Source organism: Pseudonocardia lutea (assembly GCF_042658055.1).
Lineage (GTDB): Bacteria > Actinomycetota > Actinomycetes > Mycobacteriales > Pseudonocardiaceae > Pseudonocardia > Pseudonocardia lutea.
In genome coordinates, this window is sequence record NZ_JBHSQK010000061.1 from 1 (window position 1) to 25,358 (window position 25,358).

Annotated in this window: 24 protein-coding genes and 1 pseudogene; 16 read left to right on the forward strand and 9 right to left on the reverse strand. The window is 74.1% G+C overall.

All coding sequences use genetic code 11. The features are described 5' to 3' along the window. Positions 1-229: 229 nt before the first annotated feature. On the reverse strand, positions 230-748 hold the full coding sequence (locus ACFQH9_RS22265) for a VOC family protein (RefSeq protein WP_379568528.1): 519 nt from the start codon (positions 746-748) through the stop codon (positions 230-232). Between the two features lie 104 nt (positions 749-852). On the opposite strand from ACFQH9_RS22265, the gene ACFQH9_RS22270 reads away from it, so the two are divergent. Next, positions 853-1,614: a nucleoside phosphorylase gene (locus ACFQH9_RS22270; RefSeq protein WP_379568530.1), complete on the forward strand. Its 762-nt coding sequence runs from the start codon at positions 853-855 to the stop codon at positions 1,612-1,614. 37 nt (positions 1,615-1,651) lie between these two features. On the opposite strand, the gene ACFQH9_RS22275 is transcribed toward ACFQH9_RS22270, so the two are convergent. Next, a complete protein-coding gene (locus ACFQH9_RS22275) occupies positions 1,652-2,638 on the reverse strand; it encodes a TIGR03617 family F420-dependent LLM class oxidoreductase (RefSeq protein WP_379568532.1) in 987 nt (328 codons plus the stop codon). A 46-nt stretch (positions 2,639-2,684) separates the two neighbouring features. Continuing rightward, on the reverse strand, positions 2,685-4,010 hold the full coding sequence (locus ACFQH9_RS22280; RefSeq protein WP_379568534.1) for an MFS transporter: 1,326 nt from the start codon (positions 4,008-4,010) through the stop codon (positions 2,685-2,687). A 452-nt stretch (positions 4,011-4,462) separates the two neighbouring features. On the opposite strand from ACFQH9_RS22280, the gene ACFQH9_RS22285 reads away from it, so the two are divergent. The 3 genes from ACFQH9_RS22285 to ACFQH9_RS22295 all read left to right on the forward strand — a co-directional run bounded on the left by ACFQH9_RS22285 (position 4,463) and on the right by ACFQH9_RS22295 (position 7,563). After that, on the forward strand, positions 4,463-5,590 hold the full coding sequence (locus tag ACFQH9_RS22285) for an NDMA-dependent alcohol dehydrogenase (protein WP_379568536.1): 1,128 nt from the start codon (positions 4,463-4,465) through the stop codon (positions 5,588-5,590). A gap of 85 nt (positions 5,591-5,675) precedes the next feature. Then, entirely contained in the window at positions 5,676-7,238 is a 1,563-nt protein-coding gene (locus ACFQH9_RS22290) for a long-chain-fatty-acid--CoA ligase (RefSeq protein WP_379568538.1), read from the forward strand. A 7-nt stretch (positions 7,239-7,245) separates the two neighbouring features. After that, on the forward strand, positions 7,246-7,563 hold the full coding sequence (locus ACFQH9_RS22295) for a putative quinol monooxygenase (RefSeq protein ID WP_379568540.1): 318 nt from the start codon (positions 7,246-7,248) through the stop codon (positions 7,561-7,563). A 2-nt stretch (positions 7,564-7,565) separates the two neighbouring features. Here the strand turns inward: ACFQH9_RS22295 and ACFQH9_RS22300 are convergent, their stop codons facing one another. Further along, positions 7,566-8,195 (reverse strand): DUF937 domain-containing protein, encoded by a 630-nt coding sequence (locus ACFQH9_RS22300; RefSeq protein WP_379568542.1) that lies wholly within the window; start codon positions 8,193-8,195, stop codon positions 7,566-7,568. A gap of 98 nt (positions 8,196-8,293) precedes the next feature. Here ACFQH9_RS22300 and ACFQH9_RS22305 point away from each other — a divergent pair, with 98 nt between their 5' ends. Then, the gene (locus ACFQH9_RS22305; RefSeq protein ID WP_379568544.1) at positions 8,294-9,319 is read left to right on the forward strand and encodes an LLM class F420-dependent oxidoreductase; all 1,026 of its coding nucleotides are present in this window, start codon (positions 8,294-8,296) and stop codon (positions 9,317-9,319) included. Between the two features lie 59 nt (positions 9,320-9,378). Here ACFQH9_RS22305 and ACFQH9_RS22310 read toward each other — a convergent pair whose 3' ends face one another. Further along, positions 9,379-9,921, reverse strand: a complete 543-nt coding sequence (locus ACFQH9_RS22310) for a pyridoxamine 5'-phosphate oxidase family protein (protein ID WP_379568546.1) — start codon at positions 9,919-9,921, stop codon at positions 9,379-9,381. Between the two features lie 81 nt (positions 9,922-10,002). Here ACFQH9_RS22310 and ACFQH9_RS22315 point away from each other — a divergent pair, with 81 nt between their 5' ends. Both ACFQH9_RS22315 and ACFQH9_RS22320 read left to right on the forward strand, forming a co-directional pair. After that, on the forward strand, positions 10,003-10,494 hold the full coding sequence (locus ACFQH9_RS22315) for a DnaJ family domain-containing protein (protein ID WP_379568548.1): 492 nt from the start codon (positions 10,003-10,005) through the stop codon (positions 10,492-10,494). Positions 10,495-10,531: 37 nt separating this feature from the next. Beyond that, positions 10,532-11,491: an LLM class F420-dependent oxidoreductase gene (locus ACFQH9_RS22320; protein ID WP_379568550.1), complete on the forward strand. Its 960-nt coding sequence runs from the start codon at positions 10,532-10,534 to the stop codon at positions 11,489-11,491. A 1-nt stretch (position 11,492) separates the two neighbouring features. On the opposite strand, the gene ACFQH9_RS22325 is transcribed toward ACFQH9_RS22320, so the two are convergent. Continuing rightward, positions 11,493-12,062 carry a TetR/AcrR family transcriptional regulator gene (locus ACFQH9_RS22325; protein WP_379568552.1) on the reverse strand — a complete coding sequence of 190 codons (570 nt, stop codon included), beginning with the start codon at positions 12,060-12,062 and terminating at the stop codon, positions 11,493-11,495. Between the two features lie 150 nt (positions 12,063-12,212). Between ACFQH9_RS22325 and ACFQH9_RS22330 the strand changes: the two genes are divergently transcribed. Continuing rightward, positions 12,213-13,169 (forward strand): SDR family NAD(P)-dependent oxidoreductase, encoded by a 957-nt coding sequence (locus tag ACFQH9_RS22330; protein WP_379568554.1) that lies wholly within the window; start codon positions 12,213-12,215, stop codon positions 13,167-13,169. A 39-nt stretch (positions 13,170-13,208) separates the two neighbouring features. Here the strand turns inward: ACFQH9_RS22330 and ACFQH9_RS22335 are convergent, their stop codons facing one another. Then, positions 13,209-13,892 (reverse strand): GntR family transcriptional regulator, encoded by a 684-nt coding sequence (locus tag ACFQH9_RS22335; protein WP_379568556.1) that lies wholly within the window; start codon positions 13,890-13,892, stop codon positions 13,209-13,211. A 227-nt stretch (positions 13,893-14,119) separates the two neighbouring features. On the opposite strand from ACFQH9_RS22335, the gene ACFQH9_RS22340 reads away from it, so the two are divergent. From ACFQH9_RS22340 to ACFQH9_RS22350, 3 genes are all read left to right on the forward strand, one after another. Continuing rightward, positions 14,120-16,165, forward strand: a complete 2,046-nt coding sequence (locus tag ACFQH9_RS22340) for an NAD(+) synthase (protein WP_379568559.1) — start codon at positions 14,120-14,122, stop codon at positions 16,163-16,165. A gap of 195 nt (positions 16,166-16,360) precedes the next feature. Then, positions 16,361-16,597, forward strand: a complete 237-nt coding sequence (locus tag ACFQH9_RS22345; RefSeq protein WP_379568561.1) for a hypothetical protein — start codon at positions 16,361-16,363, stop codon at positions 16,595-16,597. 73 nt (positions 16,598-16,670) lie between these two features. Next, on the forward strand, positions 16,671-18,245 hold the full coding sequence (locus tag ACFQH9_RS22350; RefSeq protein WP_379568563.1) for an MFS transporter: 1,575 nt from the start codon (positions 16,671-16,673) through the stop codon (positions 18,243-18,245). Between the two features lie 10 nt (positions 18,246-18,255). On the opposite strand, the gene ACFQH9_RS22355 is transcribed toward ACFQH9_RS22350, so the two are convergent. Further along, the gene (locus tag ACFQH9_RS22355; protein ID WP_379568565.1) at positions 18,256-19,422 is read right to left on the reverse strand and encodes a glycosyltransferase; all 1,167 of its coding nucleotides are present in this window, start codon (positions 19,420-19,422) and stop codon (positions 18,256-18,258) included. Between the two features lie 55 nt (positions 19,423-19,477). Next, on the reverse strand, positions 19,478-20,911 hold the full coding sequence (locus ACFQH9_RS22360; protein ID WP_379568567.1) for an amidohydrolase family protein: 1,434 nt from the start codon (positions 20,909-20,911) through the stop codon (positions 19,478-19,480). Positions 20,912-21,106: 195 nt separating this feature from the next. Between ACFQH9_RS22360 and ACFQH9_RS22365 the strand changes: the two genes are divergently transcribed. The 5 genes and pseudogenes from ACFQH9_RS22365 to ACFQH9_RS22385 form a co-directional block, all read left to right on the forward strand. Continuing rightward, positions 21,107-21,925 (forward strand): IclR family transcriptional regulator domain-containing protein, encoded by an 819-nt coding sequence (locus ACFQH9_RS22365; RefSeq protein WP_379568569.1) that lies wholly within the window; start codon positions 21,107-21,109, stop codon positions 21,923-21,925. A 73-nt stretch (positions 21,926-21,998) separates the two neighbouring features. Further along, positions 21,999-23,165 (forward strand): CaiB/BaiF CoA transferase family protein, encoded by a 1,167-nt coding sequence (locus tag ACFQH9_RS22370; RefSeq protein ID WP_379568571.1) that lies wholly within the window; start codon positions 21,999-22,001, stop codon positions 23,163-23,165. Then, positions 23,158-23,952 carry a citryl-CoA lyase gene (locus tag ACFQH9_RS22375; RefSeq protein ID WP_379568573.1) on the forward strand — a complete coding sequence of 265 codons (795 nt, stop codon included), beginning with the start codon at positions 23,158-23,160 and terminating at the stop codon, positions 23,950-23,952. The genes ACFQH9_RS22370 and ACFQH9_RS22375 overlap by 8 nt, the downstream gene beginning before the upstream one ends. Positions 23,953-23,979: 27 nt before the next feature. Continuing rightward, positions 23,980-24,840 carry a dioxygenase family protein gene (locus ACFQH9_RS22380; RefSeq protein ID WP_379568575.1) on the forward strand — a complete coding sequence of 287 codons (861 nt, stop codon included), beginning with the start codon at positions 23,980-23,982 and terminating at the stop codon, positions 24,838-24,840. 34 nt (positions 24,841-24,874) lie between these two features. Next, positions 24,875-25,358 (forward strand): annotated as a pseudogene (locus ACFQH9_RS22385) (alcohol dehydrogenase catalytic domain-containing protein); the annotation flags it as partial.

Here is a 25,358-nt window from a genome sequence, read left to right on the forward strand (position 1 = left end):
CCGGCCGGGCCGCGTCGGTCACCGTTCATCCGTCCCTGCACCGTCCCGTCGGTGTCGAGGCCCGCTCCGCTCGGCGTGTCGCCGGTCCGCTCCTGACGCGGACCACGGTAGCGAGGGGCCGTAGCGGTCCCTCATCCGTGGGACGCGCGGGGGCGGCCGAGGTTGCGCAGCGGTCCCGAACCCGCGCCGGCCGGTGCCGGCGGCGGGCCGGAAGGATCATCGCGACCGGTCAGGCGAGGAGCTCCTCCCCCTCGAACCTGCCGAGCTCCTCCCGGTAGAACTCCAGCCCGACGCCGTTGGGGTCCCGGATGTAGAGGCTGTTCTCGACGCCGCGGTCAGGGCCGAGGTAGTCGATGCCGGCCTCGTCGAGCCGGGTCCTCGCCCTGTCGAACTCCTCCGCCGAGGTGGACAGCGCGAGGTGCTGCACGGCGCCGATGGTCTCGGTGAAGTCCGGGTGGTCGTGCCCGGGGAAGTCGAAGAAGCCCAGCAGGTTGCCGTGGCCGATGTCGAAGAAGAAGTGGCTGGAGCCGCGGTAGTCGCGGTTCTCCACCAGCTCGACGAGCGGGAAGCCCAGCAGCTCCTGGTAGAAGCGGATGGTCTCCTCGACGTCCTTGCAGATCAGGGCGATGTGGTGGACACCCTGCACGGTCGTCGGCCTCCGGTCGCCGGGTGCCTGCAGGTACTTCTCGCGCAGGGCGGTGCGTCGGGCGCGGACGGCCTCGAGCTCGGGTCCCTCGGGCTGCGGCATCGGACTCCCCTTCCGTCGGTGGTGACCCCGTCCAACGATAGTTGAGCGTGCAACATTCCCTGCCCGCTCCCGGAAACGGTAGCGCCGCACGGCATGATCGGCCCGTGGATCCGCTGCCCCTCTGCGAGGACGACCTGGCCGATCCCGGGGTCCTCGAGCCGCACCGCGTGGTGCCGCGCCGCGTGCGGCTGCCCGAGGCGGCGGTGCTGTGCTTCTTCCCGGAGGTCGTGGCGGCGGTGCCGGCGGTGCGGACGGTGCACCTGCGGTCGGAGCTCGGGCCCTGGCCGGTGCACGAGATCGAGCGGGACGGGCGCCGGCTGGCGGTGCTCCAGCCCGGCGTCGGCGCGCCGCTGTCGGCGATCTTCCTCGAGGAGCTCGTCGCGCTCGGCGTGCGGTCGGCGGTGGCGGTCGGCGGGGCGGGGTCGCTGGTGCCGGAGCTGACCGTCGGCCACGCCGTGGTGGTGGACAGCGCCCTGCGCGACGAGGGCACCTCGTTCCACTACCTGGCCGCCGGCCGGGTCGTGGAGGCCGATCCGGCGGGCGTCGCCGCGCTCTCCGCCACGCTCGAAGCCGCCGACGTCCCGTACGTCACCGCCCGCGCCTGGACCACGGACGGGGTGTTCCGGGAGACCCGCGGCCGGGTCGCCCGGCGCGTGGCCGAGGGGTGCGCGGTGGTGGACATGGAGGCGTCGGCGCTGATCGCCGTCGCCCGCTACCGCGAGATCCGCCTCGCCCACCTGCTCTTCGCCGGGGACTCCCTCGCGGGCGACGAGTGGGAGCACCGGGGCTGGACCACCGCCGCCGAGATCCGCGCCGCCCTCTTCGAGTCGGCCTGCGACGCGGCCCTGCGGCTCGACGCCCCCTGACGCCCCGGCAGCTCGGCGGGAACCGGGAGCTCCGCACTCACGAGCCGCGGAGGGCCTCGACCAGGCCCGCGAAGCGGGCCGGCCCGGAGGTGTCGCCGGGGCGGTTGAAGCGGATCCGGTGCGCGAGGGAGCCGTAGCGGCGCCGGATGTCGGCGGCGACCTCCTTCTCCGTCCCGACCGAGCACATGCTCTCCAGGATCTCGTCGGTGACCAGCGGGACCATCTCGTCCCACCTCCCGCGCTTGGAGAGCGTGTTCAGGTCGGTCTGCAGGTCGCCCCAGCCGTGCAGCTCCAGAACGGGCCGGTAGGCGGGCGTGGAGCCGTAGAAGGAGATCTGCCGGCGGACGGCCTCGACGTCGGCGTCGTCGAGCGCGACGAACGCCGACAGCGCGATCTGCAGCGGCGCCATGCCCTCCCCGCGGTGGGCCTCGACCTCGGGGATGATCACCTCGCGCAGGTACCGCTCGGTGAGGAAGGGGTGGGTGAACAGCCCGTCCGCCACCTCCGCGGTGGTGCGCAGCATGTGCGGCCCGACGGCGGCGAGGAACACCGTGGGCGGCCCGTACGGGTTCTCGGGCGGCACGAAGTTCGGCGTCATCAGGGTGTGGTCGTAGAACTCGCTGCGGTGGTGCAGCCGCTCGCCGGTGTCCCAGGCGTGCCAGATCGCCCGCAGCGCCACGACGAAGTCCTTCATCCGCGCCGCCGGCTTGGACCACGGCATCGAGAACCGCCGCTGGACGTGCGGGCGGACCTGGCTGCCGAGGCCCAGCACGAACCGGCCGCGGGAGAACCGCTGCAGGTCCACGGCCTGGTAGGCGACCGTCATCGGCGTGCGGGCGAAGGCGATCGCGACGGACGAGCCCAGCTCCAGCCGCGTGGTGTGCTCGGCGCCGACGGCGATCGGCAGGAACGCGTCGGCCTTGTTCTCGCTGTTCCACGCGCCGTCGAAGCCGAGCTCCTCGGCGGTCCGGGCGTCCTCCGCCACGTGCTCGAGGCCGTCCCGCAACCGCGCGTCGATCTTCACGGGCCCCGACTCTGCCCCGCGCCCGGCGCGCCGGTCAACGCCCCCGTCACCGGGCCAGGTCCGTCAGCGAGTCCCCGGCCGTCCGGATGCCGCCGAACAGGATGATCGCGGCGGCGACCGCGATCATCGCGATCATCAGCCCGAACGTGCCGCGCGGCCCGAACGCCGCCAGGCCGGCGACCACGATGTAGGGCTGCACCGCTCCGCCGAGGTGCCCCAGGCCGTCGCCGATGGACATGCCGGAGGCGCGGGCTCGGGTGGGGAACACCTCCGAGGTGTAGGCGTAGCCCAGCGCCGGAGCCATGATCCAGATCCCGGCGAGGAACGCGCCGGCGATCAGCAGCCCCGGCCCGTGGCTGAGCGCGATCAGGGCGATGCCGATCATGCCGACGACACCGGCCGCGGCCGCGGAGTGCTTGCGGTTCCAGCGGTCGATGACCAGCACCGACCCCAGCCCGCCGACGAGGAACCCGAGGTCGCCGATGGCGCTGTAGAGCAGGCTCTCCGAGACGCCCATCGCCTTGAGCAGCGTGGGCAGGTAGGCCAGGTAGGCGTACGCGGCCATGTAGCTGAAGAACCAGAACAGGAAGACGACGACGACCCGGCTGAGATAGGGCGGGCGCAGCAGCTCCCAGGTCGGGAAGGTCGAGAGGTCCGCCTCGGCGGCGGCGGGGCGCGGCTCCGGGAGCGCGTGTCCCCGCGCCCGGACGTGCCTCTCCATGCGGTCCAGCAGTGCGTCCGCCCGATCGGGCCGGCCGTGCAGGACGAGCCAGCGCGGCGACTCGGGCACCCAGCGGTCGGTGAGGAAGACCAGCACGACGATCGCCAGCGCGCCGAGCGCGAACACCACCCGCCACCCGATGTCCGCGGGCAGCCACGAGATCAGCCCGAGCCCGATCCACGGCGCGGCCGCCAGCCCGACGCCGCCCCAGAAGACGTTGAGCGCCACCCCGCGCCCGCGCAGCCGCGGCGGCGACAGCTCGGTCATGATCGTGGCGGCGAGCGCGATCTCCGCCCCCATGCCCAGCCCCGTGACGGCCCGGAAGACGGCGAGGCTCGTCACGCTCCAGGACAGCGCGGTGAGGACCGCCCCGACCGAGAGCAGCACGACCGACAGCGCGAGGGCCCGCCGCCGCCCGATGTAGTCGGCCAGGCTGGACAGCACGTAGGCGCCGACGATGTAGGCGAAGAGGTTGGTCGTCACCGGCAGGGCCAGGTCCGCGCCGGTGAGCCTGAAGCGCTCCTCCAGCACGGGCAGCGTCACGCCGATCGCGGTGATGTCGTAGAAGGTGAAGAAGTACGACGCCCCGACGACGACGAAGACCACGGGCGAGAGCCCGAAGGCCGGCAGGCGGTCGAGGCGGGCGTTCACCCCCGCGACACGTTCCGGATTGACGGTGTGTGAACCCATCGTGGCCATGGCGGCCTCTCCCGGTCCGGCGGTGTGATGCGCGGGAGTGTTGCACCGTGAAGCAGTTCACGCAGGGTGGATCACCTTGCGATCTCCTTTCGGCCCCGCCCCGGAGGCGGCACAGGAGGGCATCGTCGTCAAACTGACGAGAACTCTGATGATCGGTCACCGGAACCCTGTACCCAGCCGGGTGACCCAGCCGCGCGACCCGGGCGGCACGACCCGGACGGCGTGCTCAAGCCGCGGCGCCCAACCGCGCCGCCAGCGCCTCGTGTCGGCGCGCGCTGTCCGCGTTCATCCTCCACCGTGCGCCCGTCCGGACCTGAACGATCGATAAGAAGACCCTTGAGTGTGACGTCGTCGTCATGTGAGACTCGCGCGGTCGTCCGAGACCCCCAGCGTCGGAGGAAGTTGTGAAGACCAAGGGTGCCCTGCTGTACGAGCCGAACACCGACTGGAAGGTCGAGGAGATCGAGATCGGCGACCCGGTCGCCGGCGAGGTGCACGTCCGGCTGGCCGCGACCGGCCTCTGCCACTCCGACGAGCATGTCCGGACCGGCGCGAACACCGTGCCCGTGTACCCGGTGCTGGGCGGCCACGAGGGCGCCGGCGTGATCACCAAGGTCGGGCCCGGTGTCGTCGGGCTGGAGGAGGGCGACCACGTCGTCCTCGGCTTCATCCCCGCCTGCGGTGTCTGCAAGCCCTGCTCGAAGGGCATGCAGAACCTCTGTGACCAGGGCGCGAACCTGCTCACCGGGAAGGCCATCGCCGACGACACCTTCCGGATCACCGCGTCCGGCAACCCGGTGTCGCCGATGTGCCTGCTCGGCACGTTCTCGCCGTACGTCTGCGTGAACCAGTCGTCGGTCATCAAGATCGAGAAGGACGTCGACCTGGCCACCGCGGCCCTGCTCGGCTGCGGTGTGTCCACCGGCTGGGGCTCCACGGCCTCCATCGGCGGCACGAAGGCGGGCGACGTCGTGGTGGTCGTCGGCGTCGGCGGCGTCGGGATCAACGCCGTGCAGGGCGCCGCGGCGGCCGGCGCCCGCATGGTCGTCGCGGTCGACCCGGTGGCCTACAAGCGCGAGTGGGCCCAGGAGTTCGGCGCCACCCACACCTTCTCCTCGATGGCCGAGGCGCTCGAGCCGCTGCGCGACCTCACCTGGGGCACCATGGCCGACACCGTGGCGCTGACGGTCGGCGAGCTCGAGGGCGACATGATCCAGCCGGCGCTGGACCTCACCGCGAAGGGCGGGCAGGTCGTCGTCACGGCCATCGCGGACATGCAGCAGGTCGACGCCAAGGTCGGGCTGTTCGAGCTGGCCCTGCTGCAGAAGCGGATCCAGGGGGCGATCTTCGGCGGCATCAGCCCGCGCACCCAGATCCCGCGGCTGCTCGACGAGTACCGGGCCGGCCGGCTCAAGCTCGACGAGCTCGTCACCCGCACCTACACCCTGGAGGAGATCAACCAGGGCTACCAGGACATGCGCGACGGGAAGAACCTGCGCGGAGTCGTCCGCTACACCGAGGCCGACTGGTAGGCCGCGGTCGGGCAAGCTCTCCTCCGGCGGCGGGGCGGACCCGCCGCCGGAGGATGACCCACGTCCAGGCGACCCCAGGAGAACGATGACGTCCCCGCGACTGCCCGGCAGCGGCCAGCACTGGATCGCGCAGATCGACCGGCACGCCCACCAGACGCCCGACCGCGCCGCGCTGGTCTTCCGCGGCGAGCCGATCACCTGGACGCGGCTGCGTGCGCGGGTGCGCGCGCTGGCCGGGGCGCTGGCCGAGCAGGGTGTCAGCGAGGGCGACCGGGTGGCGGTGCTGATGAGCAACCGGCCCGAGTTCCTCGAGGCGGTGCTGGCCGCAAACGCCCTGCGTGCCATCGCGGTGCCGGTGAACTTCCGGCTCTCCGCCGAGGAGGTCGCGTTCATCCTCGGCGACAGCGGCTCGGTCGCCTTGGCCGTCGACGCCGACCTCGCCCCGCTCGCGGCGCAGGTCCGCGGCACGCTCGCCGGCCCCGGGATCGTGCTGGTCACCGGGACCGACCCGGCCGAGGCCGGGCCCGGCTCGCTGTCCCTGGACGAGCTGGCCGCCGGCCCGGAGCGCCCGCTGCCCGAGGTCGCGATCGACGAGCACGACCCGGCGCTGATCATGTACACCTCCGGCACCACCGGGCGGCCGAAGGGCGCGGTGCTCTCGCACCTCAACCTGTCGGTGCAGACCCAGACGCTGATCCGCTACTGGCGCCTGTACCGGGACGACGAGGTCAACCTCTGCGCCTCGCCGATGTTCCACATCGCCGCGATCGGCGGGATCGCGCCGCTGATCGCGACCGGCGGCACCACGGTGATCCAGCCCAGCGGCCAGTTCGACCCCGAGGCGCTGCTCGACGTCCTGGAGCGCGAGCGGGTCACGCACGTGTTCCTGGTCCCCGCGCAGTGGCAGGCCGTGGTCGGCGTGCCCGAGGCGGGCAAGCGCGCCTCCCACCTGCGGGTGATGTGCTGGGGCGCGGCGCCGGCGTCGGTCACCCTGCTGGAGCGGATGGCCGAGACCTTCCCCGGCGTGCCCAACGTGTGCACCTTCGGTCAGACCGAGATGTCCCCGGTCACCACGGTGCTCGAGGGCGAGGACGCGATCCGCAAGATCGGGTCGGTCGGCAAGCCGGTGCCCGCGGTGTCCGTCCGGATCGTCGACGACGAGATGAACGACGTCCCGCAGGGCGAGGTCGGCGAGATCGTCTACCGCGGCCCCAACCTCATGCAGGGCTACTGGAACCTGCCCGAGGCCACGGAGGAGGCCTTCGCCGGCGGCTGGTTCCACTCCGGTGACCTGGTGCGCGAGGACGCCGACGGCTTCCTCTACGTCGTCGACCGCAAGAAGGACATGATCATCTCCGGCGGGGAGAACATCTACTGCGCCGAGGTGGAGAACGTCCTGGCCGGGCACCCGTCGATCGCCGACGTCGCCGTGGTCGCCGCGCCGCACGAGAGGTGGGGCGAGACCCCGGTCGCCGTGGTCGTGCCGGCGGACCCGGCCGCTCCGCCGACACTCGAGGACCTCACCGAGTGGTGCCGCCCCCGGCTCGCCTCCTACAAGAAGCCGACCCGCCTGCTGGTGCTCGACGCGCTGCCCCGCAACGCCTCGGGCAAGGTCCTCAAGCCGGTGCTGCGCCGGACCGTCCGCTGAGTCCGCGATGAGTTCGATGTCCGGCGGCGGTCGGCAGGACATGCTGATCGTCGCCGGACACCTCGTCGTCGACCCCGCGGAGCGGGACGCCTACGTGGCCGGGTGCGCGCAGGTGGTGGAGCTCGCCCGGGGGGCCGAGGGCTGCCTGGACTTCGCCGTCACCGCCGACGTGGTCGACGCGGGCCGGGTCAACGTCTACGAGCGCTGGGCCGCGGAGGAGCCGCTGCTGGCCTTCCGCGGCAGCGGTCCCCCCGAGGGCCAGCAGGCGCAGATCCTCGGCTCGGACGTGAAGCGGTACACGATCTCCGAGGTCGGCGACCCGTAGGGCTACTTCCGGCCGCCGCCCAGCAGACCGCCGAGCAGGTCGCCCAGGCCCCCGCCGAGGACCCCGCCCTGCCCGGACCCTCCGCCCGCGCCGCCGAGGATCCCGCCGAGCAGGTCGCCGAGCCCGCCGCCCGAGCCGGCACCGGCGCCGGGCGGCCCGCCCGTGCCCCCGGACCCGCCGGCCAGCTTCTTGGCCAGGTAGGACATCACGATCGGGGCCAGGATCGGCAGCAGCTTCGCGATCAGGCCAGAGCCGTCCTGCCCGCCGAGCGCCCCCTGCGCGCCCGGCGCCGCGCCGACGCCACCACCTGCGCCGAGCGGACCGATCCCGCCGAGCTGGTTGACCACGAGCGGACGCTGCTCGCCGAACACGTGCCCGACGATCCGGTCGCCGTCCGCCGCGTCGACCTGCCCGAGGTCCACCCCGCCGTCGATCAGCCCGGAGTCGTGCTGCTGCACGGCCTGCGCGAGCGAGGCGGCCCGCGCGGGGTCCTCCGCATTGGCCTGGATGCCGCCGAGCAGGGCGGGCAGCGCCTGGCGGGCGGCGTGCTCCGCGGTGGCCTCGTCGACGCCCAGGCGGGCCGCGAGGTCACCGAGCGGAACCTGGGCGAGGATCTCGTCGACCGGGCTCATGCGGCGGAGACTAGCGCCGACCGGCCACGGCCGCGCCCTCCTCGGCGGGGGCGGTGATCGCGCCCGGGTAGGTTCGCCGCGAGACACGAGGAGGCGCCATGCGGCTGGGGTTCCACATCGGCTACTGGTCCTCGGGCCCGCCGCCGGGCGCGCAGGAGTCGGTGCTGGCGGCCGAGCGGCTCGGCTACGAGTCGGTGTGGTCGGCCGAGGCGTACGGCTCGGACTGCCTCACCCCGCTGGCCTGGTGGGGCGCCGCGACCAGCCGGGTCACGCTGGGCACCAACATCCTGCAGATGTCGGCGCGCACGCCGACCGCGACCGCGATGGCCGCGCTGACCCTGGACCACCTCTCCGGCGGCCGCTTCGTGCTGGGCCTCGGCGCCTCGGGCCCGCAGGTGGTGGAGGGCTGGTACGGGCAGCGCTACCCCCGGCCGCTGGCCCGCACCCGCGAGTACATCGCGATCGTGCGGAAGGTCCTGGCCCGCGAGGAGCCCGTGTCCTTCGACGGCGAGTTCTACCGCCTCCCGGTCGACGGCGGCGCCGGGCTGGGCAAGCCGCTGCGCTCCACCGTGCACCCGCGCCGCGCGGACCTGCCGATCTACCTCGCCGCCGAGGGCCCCAAGAACGTGGCGCTCGCCGCCGAGATCGCCGACGGCTGGCTGCCGCTGTTCTTCTCCCCCAAGACGGACGCGTTCTACCGCGAGGCCCTCGCCGAGGGCTTCGCCCGTCCGGGCGCCCGCCGCACCCCCGAGGACTTCCGGGTCCAGGCCTCCCTGCCCGTCCTCGTCGACGACGACGTGGAGCGCGCCGCCGACCGCGTCCGGCCCTTCCTCGCCCTGTACGTCGGCGGGATGGGCGCCAAGGACGCCAACTTCCACAACCAGGTCTTCGTACGCATGGGCCGGGAGGCCGAGTGCGCCCGGATCCAGGAGCTGTACCTGGAGGGCCGGAAGAAGGAGGCGGTGGCGGCGGTGCCCACGGCGATGGTCGAGGACGTCGCGCTGGTCGGGCCGAAGGACAAGATCCGCGCGGAGCTCGCCGCCTGGGAGGAGACGGTCGTCGACACGATCCTCGTGCAGGGGGACTCCCGGGGCCTCGAGGCCGTGGCCGACGCGCTGTCCTGAGGCGAACGGGCGACACCCTCGCTCACCAGGAAGGAGCGAGAGTGCCGTTCGCCGGCAGCTCAGAAGCGGTACCGGGTCTGCCCGTAGGTGCCCTTGGCGAAGGCCCACACGGTCTCGGGGGCCACGGCGAACACGAGCGCGGGGCCGCCGTCGCCGACGAACGTACCGTCGTCGGCGACGTCGAAGTGCCACTCCCGGCCGTACTTCGCGACGTAGGCGTCGGCGACGGCCTGCAGCCGCGCGGTGTCCGTGACGCGCACGGCCTCGCCCTCGACCACGACGTCGAGCCCGCGGTCCAGGTCGTCGCACCCGGTCGTCACCACGCAACCGGTGGTCCGCGCGAGGTTGCGCGCCTTCCGCTCCCCCGCGCCGGTGCAGAAGTACAGCGCCTCCTCGTGCCACACGGCGATCAGCGGCGTGACGTGCGGGCGCCGGCCCCCGGGCCGGATCGTCGACAGCCAGTACAGCGGCGCCTCGGCCAGCCGGGCGCGGGTGGTCCGCCACGGTGTCGGCTGCGCGGCCGGTGCGCTGTAGCGGCCGTCGAACTCGGTCACGGGCTCGGGCGTGCGGGTCGTGAGGGCCGTACGGGGCGTGCGGGTCATCGGCCGACCTCCGGTCTCGTCGCAGGGCAGACCGGCCGCGGGCCCCGGACTCATCGCCTACCGTGGGAACGGGGGTGCTCCATGCGCTACGAGTCCGCCGTCGAGAAGGCCATCCGCGAGGCCGCCGAACGCGGCGCGTTCGACGACCTGCCCGGCAAGGGCAAGCCGCTGCCGAACCTGGCCGACGCGGACGAGAACTGGTGGATCAAGGGCTACCTGCGCCGCGAGGGCATGCCGTCCGACGCCCTGCTGCCCACCCCGATCCAGCTGCGCAAGGAGGTCGAGCGGCTCCCGGAGACCGTTCGCGACCTGCCGACCGAGCAGGCCGTGCGCGCTTTCGTGGCCGACCTGAACGCGCGGATCGTCGCCTCCCTGCGCGCCCCGGACGGCCCGCGGCTGCCGCTGCGCCGGGCTGATCCCGAGGCCGCCGTCGAGGCCTGGCGGGGCCATCGGGCGGCGGGCACCGAGGCGCTGCGCCGGGCCCGCGACCAGGAGCCGCCGGTGCCGCCGCCACCGGAGCCGCCCGCACCGCCGCGCCGCCCGTGGTGGCGCCGGAGGGCCCGGCCGAACTAGCGTCGGAGACGATCACCGTCGTTCGTGGAGGTAGCCCGTGCCCGACCGCTGGGGTATCACCCTGCCGCTCTCCGGCCTCCCGCTCCGCGAGCAGCGCGCGGTCGTCGAACGGCTCCCGGACCTCGGCTACACGGACGCGTGGAGCGCCGAGGCGGACCGGACGGACGCCTTCACCCCGCTGGTCCTGGCCGCGCAGTGGGCGCCCGCCCTGCGGCTCGGCACCGCGATCGTCCCGGCCTTCACCCGCGGCCCCGCCCTGCTCGCCCAGTCCGCGGCCACCCTCGCCAACCTGGCGCCCGGCCGGTTCGCGCTGGGCATCGGCAGCTCGTCGGACGTGATCGTCGAGGGCTGGAACGGCATCCCCTTCACCGAGCCCTACGCCCGGGTGCGGGACACCCTGCGGTTCCTCCGCACGGCGTTCGCCGGCGAGCGGGTGGCGGAGGACTGGGCCTCGTTCTCGGTGCGCGGCTTCCGGCTGGGCGAGCTGCCCGAGCAGGTGCCCCCGGTGCTGGTCGCGGCCCTGCGGCCGGGGATGCTCCGGCTCGCCGGGCGGGAGGGCGACGGGGCGATCGTCAACTGGCTCACGGCCGACGACGTCCGCGCCGTCGCCCCGCACGTGCGCGAGTACGGCAAGCCGGCGGCCGAGATCGTCGCCCGGATCTTCGTGGTGCCCGACGCCGAGCCGGAACGGGCGCGGGCGATCGGCCGGCGGCTCGCCGCCGCGTACCTGAACGTGCCGGTCTACAAGGCCTTCCACCAGTGGCTGGGCCGCACCGAGCTCGGCCCGATGTGGAAGCTGTGGGCGGACGGGGACCGGCGCGGCGCGCTCGAGGCGATCCCCGACGAGGTCGTCGACCGGCTGGTGCTGCACGGACCTGCGGCGTCCGTCCGCGAGCAGGTGGAGGCCTACGTCGAGGCGGGGGTGAGCACCCCCGTGCTGGCGCCGCTCGGCGGCGGGGACCCGGTCGCGACCGTGGAGGCCCTGGCTCCCCGATAGCTCAGGTGCGGGGGCGCAGCCCGTCCATCACCAGGTCCAGCAGCCGCCCGGCCTGCTCGCGCTGCTCCGGCGCACCCGCCGAGAGGGTGATCCCGGACAGCGCGGCGAGGACGTCCCCGGGGTCGACGTCCGAGCGGAGGGTGCCCTCCTCGGCGCCGGCCTCGAGGAACGCCCCGACCGCCTCCCGCATCCGCGCCTTGGTCTCGGCGTACGGGTTGCCGCCGGTCGCGACGATCGCCCGCAGGGTGTCCGCCATCCCGCGCTTGGCCGTCATGTAGTCGACGAAGCGGTCCATCCAGGTCCGCATCGCGCGGTCCGGCGGCTCGGCCTCGAGCAGGCCCGGCACGGCGTCGCAGAGCCGGGCGACCTCGCTGCGGTACGCGGCCTCGACCAGCGCCTCCCGGGTGGGGAAGTGCCGGTACAGGGTGCCGATCCCGACGCCCGCCGCCTTCGCGATGCCCTCCAGCGAGACGTCCCGCCCGGGCTGGGAGAAGGCCTCGACGGCCACCTCCAGCAGCCGCTCGCGGTTGCGCCGCGCGTCCGCACGCAGCGGCCGTCCCGACTCCGGCACGACGCCGCCTCCTGACGTGACCTGCGTCACATTCTCCAGCTAACCGGAACAGCCTCCGCTTGGTCCGAATTCGGACCGGAGGCAGCTCCGGTTGCACTCTACGCGCCCGGCACCCGTGCCGGACGCGCCTCGACCGCGGAAGGGGTTCCCATGACCGCCACGTTCACCCCCTCGATCTCCCGCCCCTTCACCGGCCCGTTCGGGGCCGACACCACCGCCGGTGAGATCGTCGCCGGCCTCGACCTGGGCGGCCGTCGCGCCGTCGTCACCGGCGCGGCCTCGGGCATCGGCCTGGAGACCGCCCGCGCGCTGGCCTCCGCCGGCGCCTGCGTGACCCTCGCCGTCCGCGACCTCGACGCCGGCGTGGCCATCGCCGCCGAGATCACCCGCAGCACGGGCAACGAGCTCGTCTCCGTCGCCCGGCTCGACCTCACCGACCGCACGTCCGTGCGCGCCTTCGTGGCCAACTGGGACGGCCCGCTGCACATGCTGGTCCTCAACGCCGGGGTGATGGCCGCGCCGCTGACCCGGACCGCGGACCAGTGGGAGCTGCAGTTCGCGACCAACCACCTCGGGCACTTCGCCCTGGCCACCGGCCTGTTCCCGGCGCTCGTCGCCGCGGACGGGGCGCGGGTGGTCTCGGTGTCCTCGGCGGCGCACCTGCGCTCGCCGGTCGTGTTCGACGACGTCCACTTCCACGGCCGCGCCTACGACCCGTGGACCGCGTACGGGCAGTCCAAGACCGCGAACGTGCTGTTCGCGGTCCAGGCCAACCGGCAGTGGGGCGGCGACGGGATCCACGTGAACGCGCTCAGCCCGGGCGGGATCCGCACCAACCTGCAACGCCACCTCGGCCCGGCGGAGCTCGCCTCGCTCGAGCAGCGGGGCGCCGCGACGGGCTGGAAGACGCCGGAGCAGGGAGCCGCGACCTCGGTGCTGCTCGCCGCGTCGCCGCTGGTGGAGGGCATCGGCGGGCGGTACTTCGAGGACTGCACCGAGGCCGGGCCGCACGTGCCGGGCACCGACCGGGGCGTGGCGGACTACGCCGTGGACCCGGAGTCCGCCGAGCGGCTGTGGGACGTCTCGACGGCCACGATCAGGAGCTGAGGAGCCGGCCCCGCCTCAGGGCCGAGGGTCGGCTCCGCCTCAGGAGCCGAAGACCCCCGCGCGGTCCAGGTGGGCCCGCAGCAGCTCGCCGATGTGCAGCATGTGGTCGCGCATGGCCGTCCGGGCCGCCTCCGCGTCCCGGGCGGCCAGCGCCGCGAGCACCGGCCCGTGGTCGCGCACCGAGGCCTCCACCCAGCCGTCCACCCGGCCGTAATGGCTGCGCGGCAGGTACTTCAGCGACATCGTGAGCTGGGTCTGCAGCCGCGCGGAGAGGCCGGGCCGGTTGATCGCCGAGTGGATCTCGTGGTTGGTCCGGAAGACCTCCTCCGGGTCGCCCACCCGCGCGGCGTCGGCCAGCACCGCCTGAAGCTCGTGGAGCCGGGCCACCTCGGCGTCGGGCAGCAGGTCGACCGCGCGTGCCGCGAGCTCGCCCTCGATGAAGGCGGCCACGGCGAACATGTCCACGACGTCCCGCTCGGTCAGCGGCACCACGCGGAACCCGCGGCGGGGCTCCCAGCGCACCGCGCCCTCGCTGTGCAGCACCATGAGCGCCTCGCGCACGGGGGTGGCACTCACGCCGAGGCGCTCGGCGAGCTGCTCGGTGCGCAGGTAGTCCGCCCCGCGGAGCTCGCCGGACATGATCGCCTCCCGGACGACCATCGCGACGTGCTCGGACAGCTGGCGCCGCTCGGTCCCCACCGGGACGCCCCCCGCGACCGCCATCCGGGCAGCCTAACGGTCAGGTGCAGGAGTCGTAGCCGCGGGAGAACTCCACGAACGTGCACGCCTCCTCGCCCACGCACCAGGCATCGTGTCCGGGCGGGAGGAGCATCACCACCGGGCGCCCGGATCGAAGGTCACCCCTGGCACGCTCCCACCGTCGAGGGCGGCGGTCCGGTGCGACGGCGGGCGCGGGATTACGGGTCGATCAGCTGGGGCAGACTGCCGGTGTGGAGGACTTCTACTCGGTCTACCGGCACGGCTTCCTGCGGACGGCCGCGTGCACGATACGCACCACGATCGCCGACCCGCCGGCGAACGCCGCCGCCGTGCTGGAGACGGCGCGGGCGATGGACGCGGAGGGGGTCGGTCTCGCGATCTTCCCCGAGATGACCCTGACCGGCTACTCGATCGAGGACATCTTCCTGCAGGACACGCTCCTCGACTCGGTGGTCGAGGCGCTCGACGAGGTCGTGGCCGGCTCGGCCGACCTCCTTCCCGTGCTCGTGGTGGGCGCGCCGCTGCGGTACCGGCAGCGCGTGCGCAACTGCGCCGTGGTCGTCCACCGCGGGCGAGTCCTCGGCGTGGCACCGAAGTCCTACCTGCCCACCTACCGGGAGTTCTACGAGCGGCGCCAGATCGGCCCCGGCGACGACCTCACCGGCACGATCCGGATCGGCGGTCAGGAGGTGCCGATCGGGCCCGACCTGCTCTTCGAGGCCGCCGACGTGCCGGGCTTCGTGCTGCACGTGGAGATCTGCGAGGACATGTGGGTGCCGGTCCCGCCGTCGGCCGAGGCCGCGCTCGCCGGGGCGACGGTGCTGGCCAACCTCTCCGGCAGCCCGATCACGGTGGGCCGCGCCGAGGACCGGAAGCTGCTGTGCCGCAGCCAGTCCTCGCGCTGCCTGGCCGCCTACGTCTACGCCGCGGCGGGCGAGGGCGAGTCGTCGACCGACCTCGCGTGGGACGGGCAGACGATGATCTTCGAGAACGGGGTGCAGCTCGCGGAGACCGAGCGCTTCCCGAAGGGGGCGCGCCAGTCGATCGCCGACGTCGACCTCGAGCGGCTGTGCGCCGAGCGCCTGCGGATGGGGACGTTCGACGACAACCGCCGCCACCACGCCGCCCGGGTCGAGGCCTTCCGGCGGGTCGAGTTCCGGCTCGACCCGCCGCGCGGCGACCTCGGTCTGCGTCGCGAGGTGGAGCGCTTCCCCTTCGTGCCCGCCGACGAGTCCCGGCTCGAGCTGGACTGCTACGAGGCCTACAACATCCAGGTCTCCGGGCTGGAGCAGCGGCTGCGCGCGATCGGCCAGCCGAAGGTCGTCATCGGCGTGTCCGGCGGCCTCGACTCCACGCACGCCCTGATCGTCGCCGCGCGCGCGATGGACCGGGCGGGCCGCCCGCGCAGCGACATCCTCGGGTTCACCCTGCCCGGCTTCGCCACGGGCGACCGGACGAAGGGCAACGCCTACCGGCTGGCCGAGGCGCTGGGCGTGACCTTCGAGGAGCTCGACATCACCGAGACCGCGCGGCTGATGCTGCGCAACCTCGGCCACCCGTTCTCCTCCGGCGAGCCGGTCTACGACGTGACCTTCGAGAACGTCCAGGCCGGCCTGCGTACGGACTACCTCTTCCGCGCGGCGAACCAGCGGAACGGCATCGTGCTCGGCACCGGCGACCTCTCCGAGCTGGCGCTGGGCTGGTCCACCTACGGCGTGGGCGACCAGATGTCGCACTACAACGTCAACGGCGGCGTGCCGAAGACCCTGATCCAGCACCTCATCCGCTGGGTCGTCTCCTCGAAGCTGTTCGAGGAGGAGGTGGGCGAGGTCCTCACGGACGTCCTGGACACCGAGATCACCCCGGAGCTCGTGCCGAGCGGGGAGGACGAGGAGGTCCAGAGCAGCGAGGCGAAGGTGGGGCCGTACTCGCTGCAGGACTTCACGCTGTTCTACCACCTGCGGTACGGGTTGCGGCCGGCGAAGATCGCGTTCCTGCAGTGGCACGCCTGGCACGACCCGGCGAAGGGACCGTGGCCGCCCGGGTTCCCGGAGGACGAGCGCCCGAGCTACGGGATGGCCGACATCCGGCACTGGATCGAGGTGTTCGCGCAGCGGTACTTCTCCTTCAGCCAGTTCAAGCGCAGCGCGCTGCCGAACGGCCCGAAGGTCTCCGCGGGCGGGTCGCTCTCCCCGCGCGGGGACTGGCGGGCGCCCTCGGACATGTCCGCGCGGATCTGGCTCGACGAGATCCGCCGCGAGGTGCCCGAGCGCTGAGCCGATACCGAGCCGGTACCGAGCCGGTGCCGAGCCGCCCTGACGGCGCGGACCGGCCGTCACGTGTCACCACCGGCCGGCGTCATCAGTTCTGGGTACGCCGGGCCCGGTTGCACCATCCGGCGTAACGATCGTCTCGGTGCGTGACGAATCCCCGGACGGTGACCCGGACGGGTCGCCGCACGGGGAGGCGTGATGGTGGACGGGGCCGTGCGGGAGGACGCGCACTCATGGGGTGCGTCGGGCTGGGGCTGCAACGCGCGCGAGCCCTGGGCCGCGCCCCGCTTCGTCGCGCCGCGACCGGCCGGGGCCGCGCGGCCCACCGGCGGCGCCGGGCCGTGGCTGGTCGTCGTCACGGCGTTGCTGGCCGCGCTGCTCGCCGGCGCCGCGGGCGTGTACCTCCTCGAGGCCGTGGTCGCGCCCGCCGGCTGACCCCGGCCGGGACCCGATGAGTTCGGGGGCCCGCGGCGGTCGGTCCTTCCGTGGCCCGCGGAAGGAGACCCCGATGAGCACGCCGACCGGACCGACCACCTCGCCCGCGCGGGCGGGCCGCCGGGAGTGGACCGGCCTGGCCGTGCTCGCCCTGGCCTGCCTGCTCTACGTCATGGACCTGACGGTGCTGCAGCTCGCGCTCCCGCAGGTCAGCGCGGACCTGCAACCGTCGAGCAGCCAGCTGCTGTGGATCGTCGACGTGTACGGCTTCATGGTCGCCGGCGCGCTGGTCACGATGGGCACCCTCGGCGACCGGATCGGCCGGCGGCGGCTGCTGCTCGTCGGCGCCGCCGCCTTCGGGCTCACCTCGGTGCTGGCGGCCTTCGCCACCTCCCCGGAGATGCTGATCGCGAGCCGGGCGCTGCTCGGGCTGTCCGGCGCGACCATCGCGCCGTCCACCTTGTCGCTGATCTTCCACATGTTCCGCGACCCGCGGGAGCGGTCGGTCGCCGTCGGGTTCTGGATCGGCGCCTTCTCGGCGGGGAGCGCGATCGGCCCGGTCCTGGGCGGCGTGCTGCTCGAGTTCTTCTGGTGGGGCTCGGTGTTCCTGCTGGCCCTGCCCGTGATGGGCGCGCTGCTGGTCGTCGGGCCCCGGGTGCTGCCCGAGTCCCGCGACCCCGACGCGGGCCGGCTCGACGTGCTCAGCGCCGCGATGTCCGTCGTCGCGCTGCTGGCCGCGGTGTTCGGCGTGAAGCGGATCGCCGAGCACGGCCCGGGGACGGGCGCGTTCGTCGCGATCGCCGTCGGCATCGCGGTCGGGACGTTGTGGGTGCGGCGGCAGCGCCGGCTCGCCGACCCCATGATCGACGTGCGGCTGTTCCGGCACCGCCGGTTCACCGCGGCGCTGGCCGTCAACTTCCTCGCGATCTTCGTGATGATCAGCTACTTCCTCTTCGTCGCGCAGTACCTGCAGCTCGTGCTGGGGCAGGCGGCACTGGAGGCCGGGCTGTGGTCGCTGCCGTCGGCGGCGGCGTTCGTGATCGCCTCCCAGCTGGCGCCCCGGGTGCTCGGCGGGGTGCGGCCGGCGCACGTCGTCGCGGGCGGGCTGGCCTGCGCGGCCGCCGGGATGTTCGTGCTCACCACGGTCACCGCGCAGCAGGGCCTGGGCGCGCTGGTCCTCGCCTCGGTCGTCATCTCGCTCGGGATGGGCCCGGTGTTCGGCCTGACCACGGAGATGGTGGTCGGCTCGGCGCCGGCGGAGAAGGCCGGCGCGGCGTCGGGCATCTCCGAAACGGCCGCCGAGCTGGGCGGGGCGCTCGGGATCGCCGTGCTCGGCAGCATCGGCGTGGCGCTCTACCGCGGCGGGATCGCCGACGCGCTGCCCGCCGGGGTCCCGGTGGAGGCCGCGGCCGCCGCCGAGGACACGTTGGGCGGGGCCGCGCGCGTGGCGGCCGAGCTGCCGGCGCCCGTCGGCGGCGAGCTGCTCGGGGTGGCCCGCGAGGCGTTCGTGACCGGCATGCAGGTCACCTCGTTCGCCGCGGGCTGCGTCGCGGTGGTGATCAGCGTCGTCGCCGCCGTGGCCCTCCGGAACGCCGCGCCCGCGCCGCAGGACGCGCCCGCCCCGCAGCCGGAGCCCTGCCCCGCCTGACCGACCCTCCTCAGTCGAGCAGCTCGGCGACGACCTCGGCGGGCGAGGGCATCGCGGCGATCTCGCGGGCAGTTCCGGCGGCCGACGCTCGCGGACCCGGGTCGGCCAGCAGCGCCGCCGCGACATCGGCGACGGCCTCGACGGTCGCCTCGCCGGGCAGCAACCGTCGTCCGGCCCCGACCGTCACCACGGCCTCGGCGTTGTCGAACTGGTCGGCGCCCTGCGGCAGGACCAGCTGGGGCACCCCGGAGGCCAGCGCGCCGAGCGTGGTGCCCGAGCCGCCGTGATGCACCACGAGTGCGGCGTGCGGCAACACCTCCGCCTGCGGCACCCACTGCTCGACGCGCACGCTGTCCGGCAGGTCGCCGACCTGCGCGGCGTCGATCCGGGGTCCCGCGGCCACGAGCACCCGGGCGGGCAGCCGGCCGAGCCCCGCGATCGCGGTGCGCAGCACCCCGCCCTCGGCGAACGCCGTGCCCAGGGTGAGGTAGACCAGCGGCGGGCCGGGCTCGGTCACCCACGCCGGGAGCGGCGCGGGCTCGGCGAAGGGCACCGGACGCAGCGGCACCCGGGGCGCCCGGTCCGGGGTGAACGCGGCGAGGAAGGCCGGGTCCTGCAGGGTCCGCGGGCAGATGTCGAGGAAGGGGTCGCCGAGGCCGGGCCCGGCGACGGCGGCGGGGTCCAGCCCCAGCTCAGCGGCGAGCCCGGCGACGTGGTCGCCGGCGCGTGCAAGCATCTTCCCGCCGGCCACCCGGCCGAAGCCGTGGCACAGGCCGCGCACCCCGGCCACCTTCGCCGCGAGCCCGGCACCCAGGTCGCCCGCCTCGTGCACCACGACCTCCGGGCGCAGCTCCGGCAGCACCGGCGCGAGATCGGCCGCGGTGCGGCGCGCCAGGACCTCGCCGAACACCCGCCCGGCCATCGCCATCACCTCGTCGGGCGGCGTGGAGAACCGGGCGCTCGGGTCCCTCCCCGACTCCGCCCAGACCTTCCCGAACGCCTCGCCGATCTCCCCGCCCGCCGCGACCGGCCGGAACCCGAGCCGCTCGACGAGCGGGTGGAAGCTCGGCGCGGTCGCGTAGGACACGTCGTGCCCGGCCGCGCGGGCCGCGATCGCGAACGGCAGCAGCGGGTAGGTGTGGCCGTGGGCGGCGATGCTCGCGACGAGGACCCGCATGCGCCCGACCCTACGGCGACCCGGCCCGGGCACGGGACGGTCGGGCGATCCGGGTTCAGCCGCCGTGCGTGGCGGCGCTCTGGTAGTCGGTGTAGGTGTACGGGTTGTCGAGGATCTTCGTCTCGGGCACGTCCGGGTTCATGCCCTGCGCCCAGGCCTCCTCGCCGAGGGTGGACCGCAGGTGCTCGACGGTCCGCTCCACGGTGGCCCGCGCCGCCGCCAGGTCGACGTCGACCAGCCGCCCGCCGCGCTTCACGATCCGGCCGCCCACCAGCACGGTGTCGACGTCGCCGCGCTGGGCCTGGAAGGCCACGTGCCCGTAGGGGTGGAGCAGCGGGAACATCGCCGGCGAGTGTTCGTTGCGGAGCAGCACGACGTCGGCCTGCTTGCCCACCTCGAGGCTGCCCAGTTCGGCCTCGCGGCCCAGGGCCCGGGCCCCGCCGAGCGTCGCCCACTCCACGACCTGCTCGGCGCGCAGCGCGGCGTGGGTGACGGTGTTCCCCTTGGCGTGCGCCTCGAGGTGCTCGCGCGAGCGGTCCGCGCCCAGGGTGGTGCGCATGGCGGAGAACAGATCGCCGCTCCACCACACCGAGGTGTCCATGGACAGCGACACCGGGATGCCGTGCAGCCGCAGCGCCCAGGTGGGCGGGTAGCCCTGGCCCGCGCTCTGCTCGCTCTCGGTGGACACCGACACGGAGCCGCCGGTGGCCGCGATCCGGTGGTACGAGTCCGCCGACAGGGTCGCGGCGTGCACGTAGACCGACTCGGGCGTCATGAAGCCGTGCTCGTGCATGAGCCGGATGCCGTCGTCGTTCGTCGCGCCCCAGACGCCGGCGTGCGTGGTGACCGGCGCCCCCAGCTCGCGGGCCACCTCGAAGGCCGGCCTCTCCGGGAAGGCCGGGTCCCCGGTCACGTCGAAGGCCATCTGGAAGCCGAACAGGTCGTCCCGGCGGCGGGACACGAAGTCGCGGAACTCCGGAGCGGCGGTCCACTCGGCGGGCGCCTGCTGGATATTGCCGTAGGCGAGCACGAACCGGCCGGGCACGGAGCGCAGCGCGTCGACGGCGGCGTCGGCGTGGTCGACCGTCTGCAGGCCGTGGGACCAGTCGACGGTGGTGGTGACGCCGGCGTCGAGGGCCTCGAGCGCGGAGAGCAGGTTGCCCGCGTACACGTCCTCGGGCCGGAACGCCGTGCCCCACTCGAGGTAGTACCAGACGAAGTACTGCGTCAGCGTCCAGTCGGCGCCGTACCCGCGCATGGCCGTCTGCCACATGTGCCGGTGCGTGTCGATCATCCCCGGCATGACGACGCCGCCGGTCGCGTCGATCTCGACGGTGCCCTCGGGTACCTCGAGGTCCGGGCCGAGCGCGGCGATCCGGCCGTCGGCGACGAGCACGTCCTGCCCGCCCAGCACGCGCTTGTCGCGGTCCATCGTCAGCACGGTCCCGCCGCGGAGGACGATCGGGCGCCCCTCGGTCGACTCGCTCATCGGCTCGCTCCCTCGCGATCTTCGGACCGACGTCCGCCTGTCGGTCAGCAGCGTGTGCGGGCTACTGTGGTCGAGCCCGTGTGCGGTGTCAATCACTCCGGTCCCGGACCGTGGTCCCGCACCTGCCCGTCCTGTCCGGCCAGCGGACGCGGCCGGGCTACGGTGGGCGCCGCACGCGGCGGGACGGGGGTACGCATGCCACGCGAGGGAACTGGCCCGGACTTCATCGAGGCCCTGGCCCGGGGGCTGGAGGTCATCACGGCCTTCCGGCCCGGCCGGCCGGTGATGTCGCTGGCCGAGGTGGCCGCCGCCGCGGACCTGGCCCGGCCCACGGCCCGGCGGATCCTGCTCACCCTCGCCGAGCTCGGCTACGTCCGCGCCGAGGAGCGCGGCTTCGCGCTCACCCCGCGCGTGCTGGACCTGGGCGTGGCCTACGTCCGGTCGACCGGGCTGTGGGAGGTCGCCCGCCCGCACCTCGAGCGGCTGGTCGAGCGCACGAACGAGTCCTGCTCGATCGCGCAGCTCGACGGCTCGGACATCGTCTACGTCGCGCGCGTGTCCGTGCCCAAGATCGTGTCCCTGGCGGTGCAGATCGGCACCCGATTCCCCGCGCTGCAGACCTCGCTGGGCAAGGTCCAGCTCGCCGCCCTCCCGCCCGACGAGCTGGAACGCGTGCTCGCCGAGCCCACCCGGTCCGGCCTGGTGCCCCGCTGGCAGCCCGACCGGGCGGAGCGGGACGCGGTGCTGCGCGAGGTGCGCGCCCGCGGCTGGGCCCTCACCGACGAGCAGCTCGCCCCCGGCATCCGCTCGGTGGCGGCGCCGCTGCGCGACGGTTCGGGCCGGGTGATCGCCGGGGTCAACGTCAACTGCCACGCCGCGGAGACCACCGTGGAGCACCTGCTCGAACACCACCTGCCGCTGCTGCTGCACACGGCCGGGGAGATCAGCGCGGACTTCGCGCGGCTGGAGACCGTCCCGCACATCACGGTCCCCGGCTCGTCGCGCCCCGCTTGACGGCGCGCCCGGCAGGACGAAGAATCCGGAGCGTCACGGACGATTGTCCGTAGAGCGGACAGGAGGGCACCGGATGGACACCGCGCCCGAGCCGACGACCGGCGGCCCACTGGCCGGGCTGCTGGTGGCGGACTTCTCCCGGATCCTCGCCGGCCCGTACGCCACGATGCTGCTGGCGGACCTGGGCGCCGAGGTGGTGAAGGTCGAGGGCCCGGCCGGCGACGACACCCGGACCTGGATGCCCCCGGTGCGCGAGGGCGTGTCGACCTACTTCCTGGGGATCAACCGGGGCAAGCGCTCGATCGCCCTGGACCTGCGGGACGAGTCGGACCTGGCCGCCGCCCGCGAGCTCGCCCGCCGCGCCGACGTCGTCATCGAGAACCTCAAGCCGGGCGGGATGGCCCGCTTCGGCCTGGACTACGACACCGTGCGCGAGACCAATCCCGGCGTCGTCTACGCCTCGATCAGCGGGTTCGGCTCCGGCCCCGGCCGGGACGTGCCCGGCTACGACCTGATGGTGCAGGCCATGTCCGGGCTCATGTCGCTCACGGGCGACGCGGACGGGCCGCCGTACCGGGCCGGGATCTCGGTGTTCGACGTGATGGCCGGCAACCACGCCGCGATCGGCATCCTCGCCGCGCTGCGCCACCGCGACCGCGGCGGCGAGGGCCAGCACGTCGAGGTCAACCTGCTGTCCTCGGCGCTGACCGGCCTGGTCAACCACAGCTCGGCCTGGGTCGCCTCCGGCACCGTGCCCTACCGGATGGGCAACGCCCACCCCAGCGTGTTCCCCTACGAGCCCCTGCCCACCGCGGACGACGACCTGATCGTCGCCGCGGCCAACGACTCCCAGTTCCGCAAGCTCTGCGGCGTGCTCGGGATCCCGGAGGTCGCCGACGACCCGCGCTTCGCCCGAAACGCCGACCGCACCGCCAACCGCGAGGAGCTGCGGCCGGTCCTCGTGGAGCGGCTCCGGCAGAAGACCGCCGTGGAGTGGTTCGACCTGCTGACCGCGGCCGGCGTGCCGTCCGGGCCGATCCAGACCATCGACGGCGGCTTCGCGATGGCCGAACGCTTCGGCCTCGACCCCGTCGTCGCCGTCGGGGAGGGTGATCGTGCGGTGCCCACCACCCGGCACCCGATCCGGTTCTCCGCCACCCCGGCGGTCTACCGGCTCCCCCCGCCGGAGCTCGACGAGCACGGCGCCGAACTGAGGAAGTGGCTCGCCGAGCATGACTGAACGCGAATACCCGACCGCGCTGGGCGCGGCGTCGCGGGAGAAGATCACCCTGCTCGGCCAGGACCTGGCCGACGACGTGATGGGCCAGGTCGGGTTCGGCGAGCTCGCCTTCTGGCTGGCCACCCAGCGTCGCCCGAGCAAGGGCGAGACCCGGGTGTTCGAGGCCGTGCTCGCCGCGCTGGCCGACCACGGCTTCACCCCGACCGCGATCGTCACCCGGCTGACCTATCTGTCCGCCCCGGACTCCGTCCAGGGCGCGCTGGCCGCGGGGCTGCTCGGCGGCGGATCGCGGTTCCTCGGCGTGACCGAGGACTGCGGCCGGTTCCTGCACGAGCGGCTACCGGAACGGCTCCCGACGGACGAGGCCGGCTGGGACGAGATCGCCCTGCCGATCGTGCGGGAGCAGCGCGAGGCGAGGAGGTTCGTCCCCGGGCTGGGCCACCACGTGCACAAGGACGGCGACCCGCGCACGCGGCGGCTCTACGCCATCGCCCGCGAGGAGGACCTGGTCGGGCCGCATCTGGAGCTGTTCGCGGCGATCGGGCGCGTCCACCCCCAGGTCCTCGGGCGGACCCTGCCGCTCAACGGCGCCGGGGTCTGCGGCGCCGCGCTGGCCGACCTCGGCCTGCCGCTGGAGCTGCTGCGCGGCTTCGCGCTGCTCGCCCGCACCGCCGGGCTCATCGGCCAGCTCGCCGAGGAGCTCCGCCATCCCGTGGGCAACGACATCTTCCTGTCCGTCGACCTGCACAACAGGCCGGTCGACCCGGACCCCTACCGACCGTCCTGACGGTCCCGGCGAGAGCGGGAGGCAGCGATGAAGCTGGTCACCGAGGAGAACATCACCGACCTCGCGGTGGAGCGCTGGGCCACGGCGCGTGATCCGCGCACCCGCGAGGTGCTCACGGCGCTGGTGCGGCACCTGCACGACTTCGCCCGCGAGGTGCGGCTGACCGAGGCCGAGTGGATGGCCGCGATGAAGTGGCTGACCGCGACCGGGCAGATCAGCGACGAGAAGCGCGAGGAGTTCATCCTCGCCTCGGACGTGCTGGGGCTGTCCATGCTGGTCGTGCAGATGAACAACCGGCTCGACCCGGCCGCCACCCCGGCGACCGTGCTCGGCCCGTTCCACATCGACGGCTCGCCCGAGCTGGAGTTCGGCGGCGACATGTCCGACGGCCTGCCCGGCACCCCGCTCTACCTCAGCGGCACCGTCACGGCGCTCGACGGCACGCCCGTCGGCGGTGCCGTGCTCGACGTCTGGCAGTCCGACGCCGACGGCGTCTACGAGGCCCAGCTGCCGGAGGTCGACGAGGCCCGGTTGCGGGCGAGGTACACGACCCGCGCGGACGGCTCCTACTGCCTGCGCACCATCGCCCCGAAGGGCTACTCGATCCCGATGGACGGGCCCGTCGGCGACCTCATCGGGAGGACGGGGATCAGCCACTTCCGGCCCGCCCACGTGCACTTCCTGCTCGCCGTCGACGGGTACGCCCCGCTGATCACCCACCTGTTCCGGGAGGGGGCGGAGTTCCTGGACAGCGACGTCGTGTTCGGCACCAAGGAGGAGCTGGTGGTGGCCTTCGAGGAACGCGAGCCCGGCCCGACCCCGGACGGCGGCAAGTGCGACGTGCCGTGGCTCGAGGCCCGCTACGACTTCCGCCTCCAGCCCGTCTGAGCGCAGCGTGCGGAGCGAACAGGGACACCGACCCGTGCGCGCCGCGCTGATCGCCGAGCCCGGGCGGCCGCCCGAGGTCGCCGACCGCGAGCCGCCGGAGCCCGGGGCGGGCGAGGTGCTCGTCGAGGTCCTGGCCGCCCCGATCACCCCGCTCGACCTGCTCTGCGCCTCCGGCACCTCGTACTTCGGCGTGCCGCGCACCCCGTACGTGCCGGGGGTGCAGGGGGTCGGCACCGTCGACGGCCGCACGGTGTGGTTCCCGACCCCGGCGGGCATGGCGCCGGGCGACGGCAGCATGGCCACGGTCGTGTGCGTCCCCGAGGCCGACCTCGTGCCCCTGCCCCCGGGCGTCGACCCCGTCCGGCTGGCGGCGCTCGGCCTGTCCGCGGTGGCCGCGCACCGCGCGCTGACCGGAACCGGCGGGCTGACGGCGGGCGAGACGGTGATCGTGCTGGGTGCGGGCGGGGTGGTGGGCCAGGTCGCGGTGCTGCACGCCCGCCTCGACGGCGCCGCCCGGG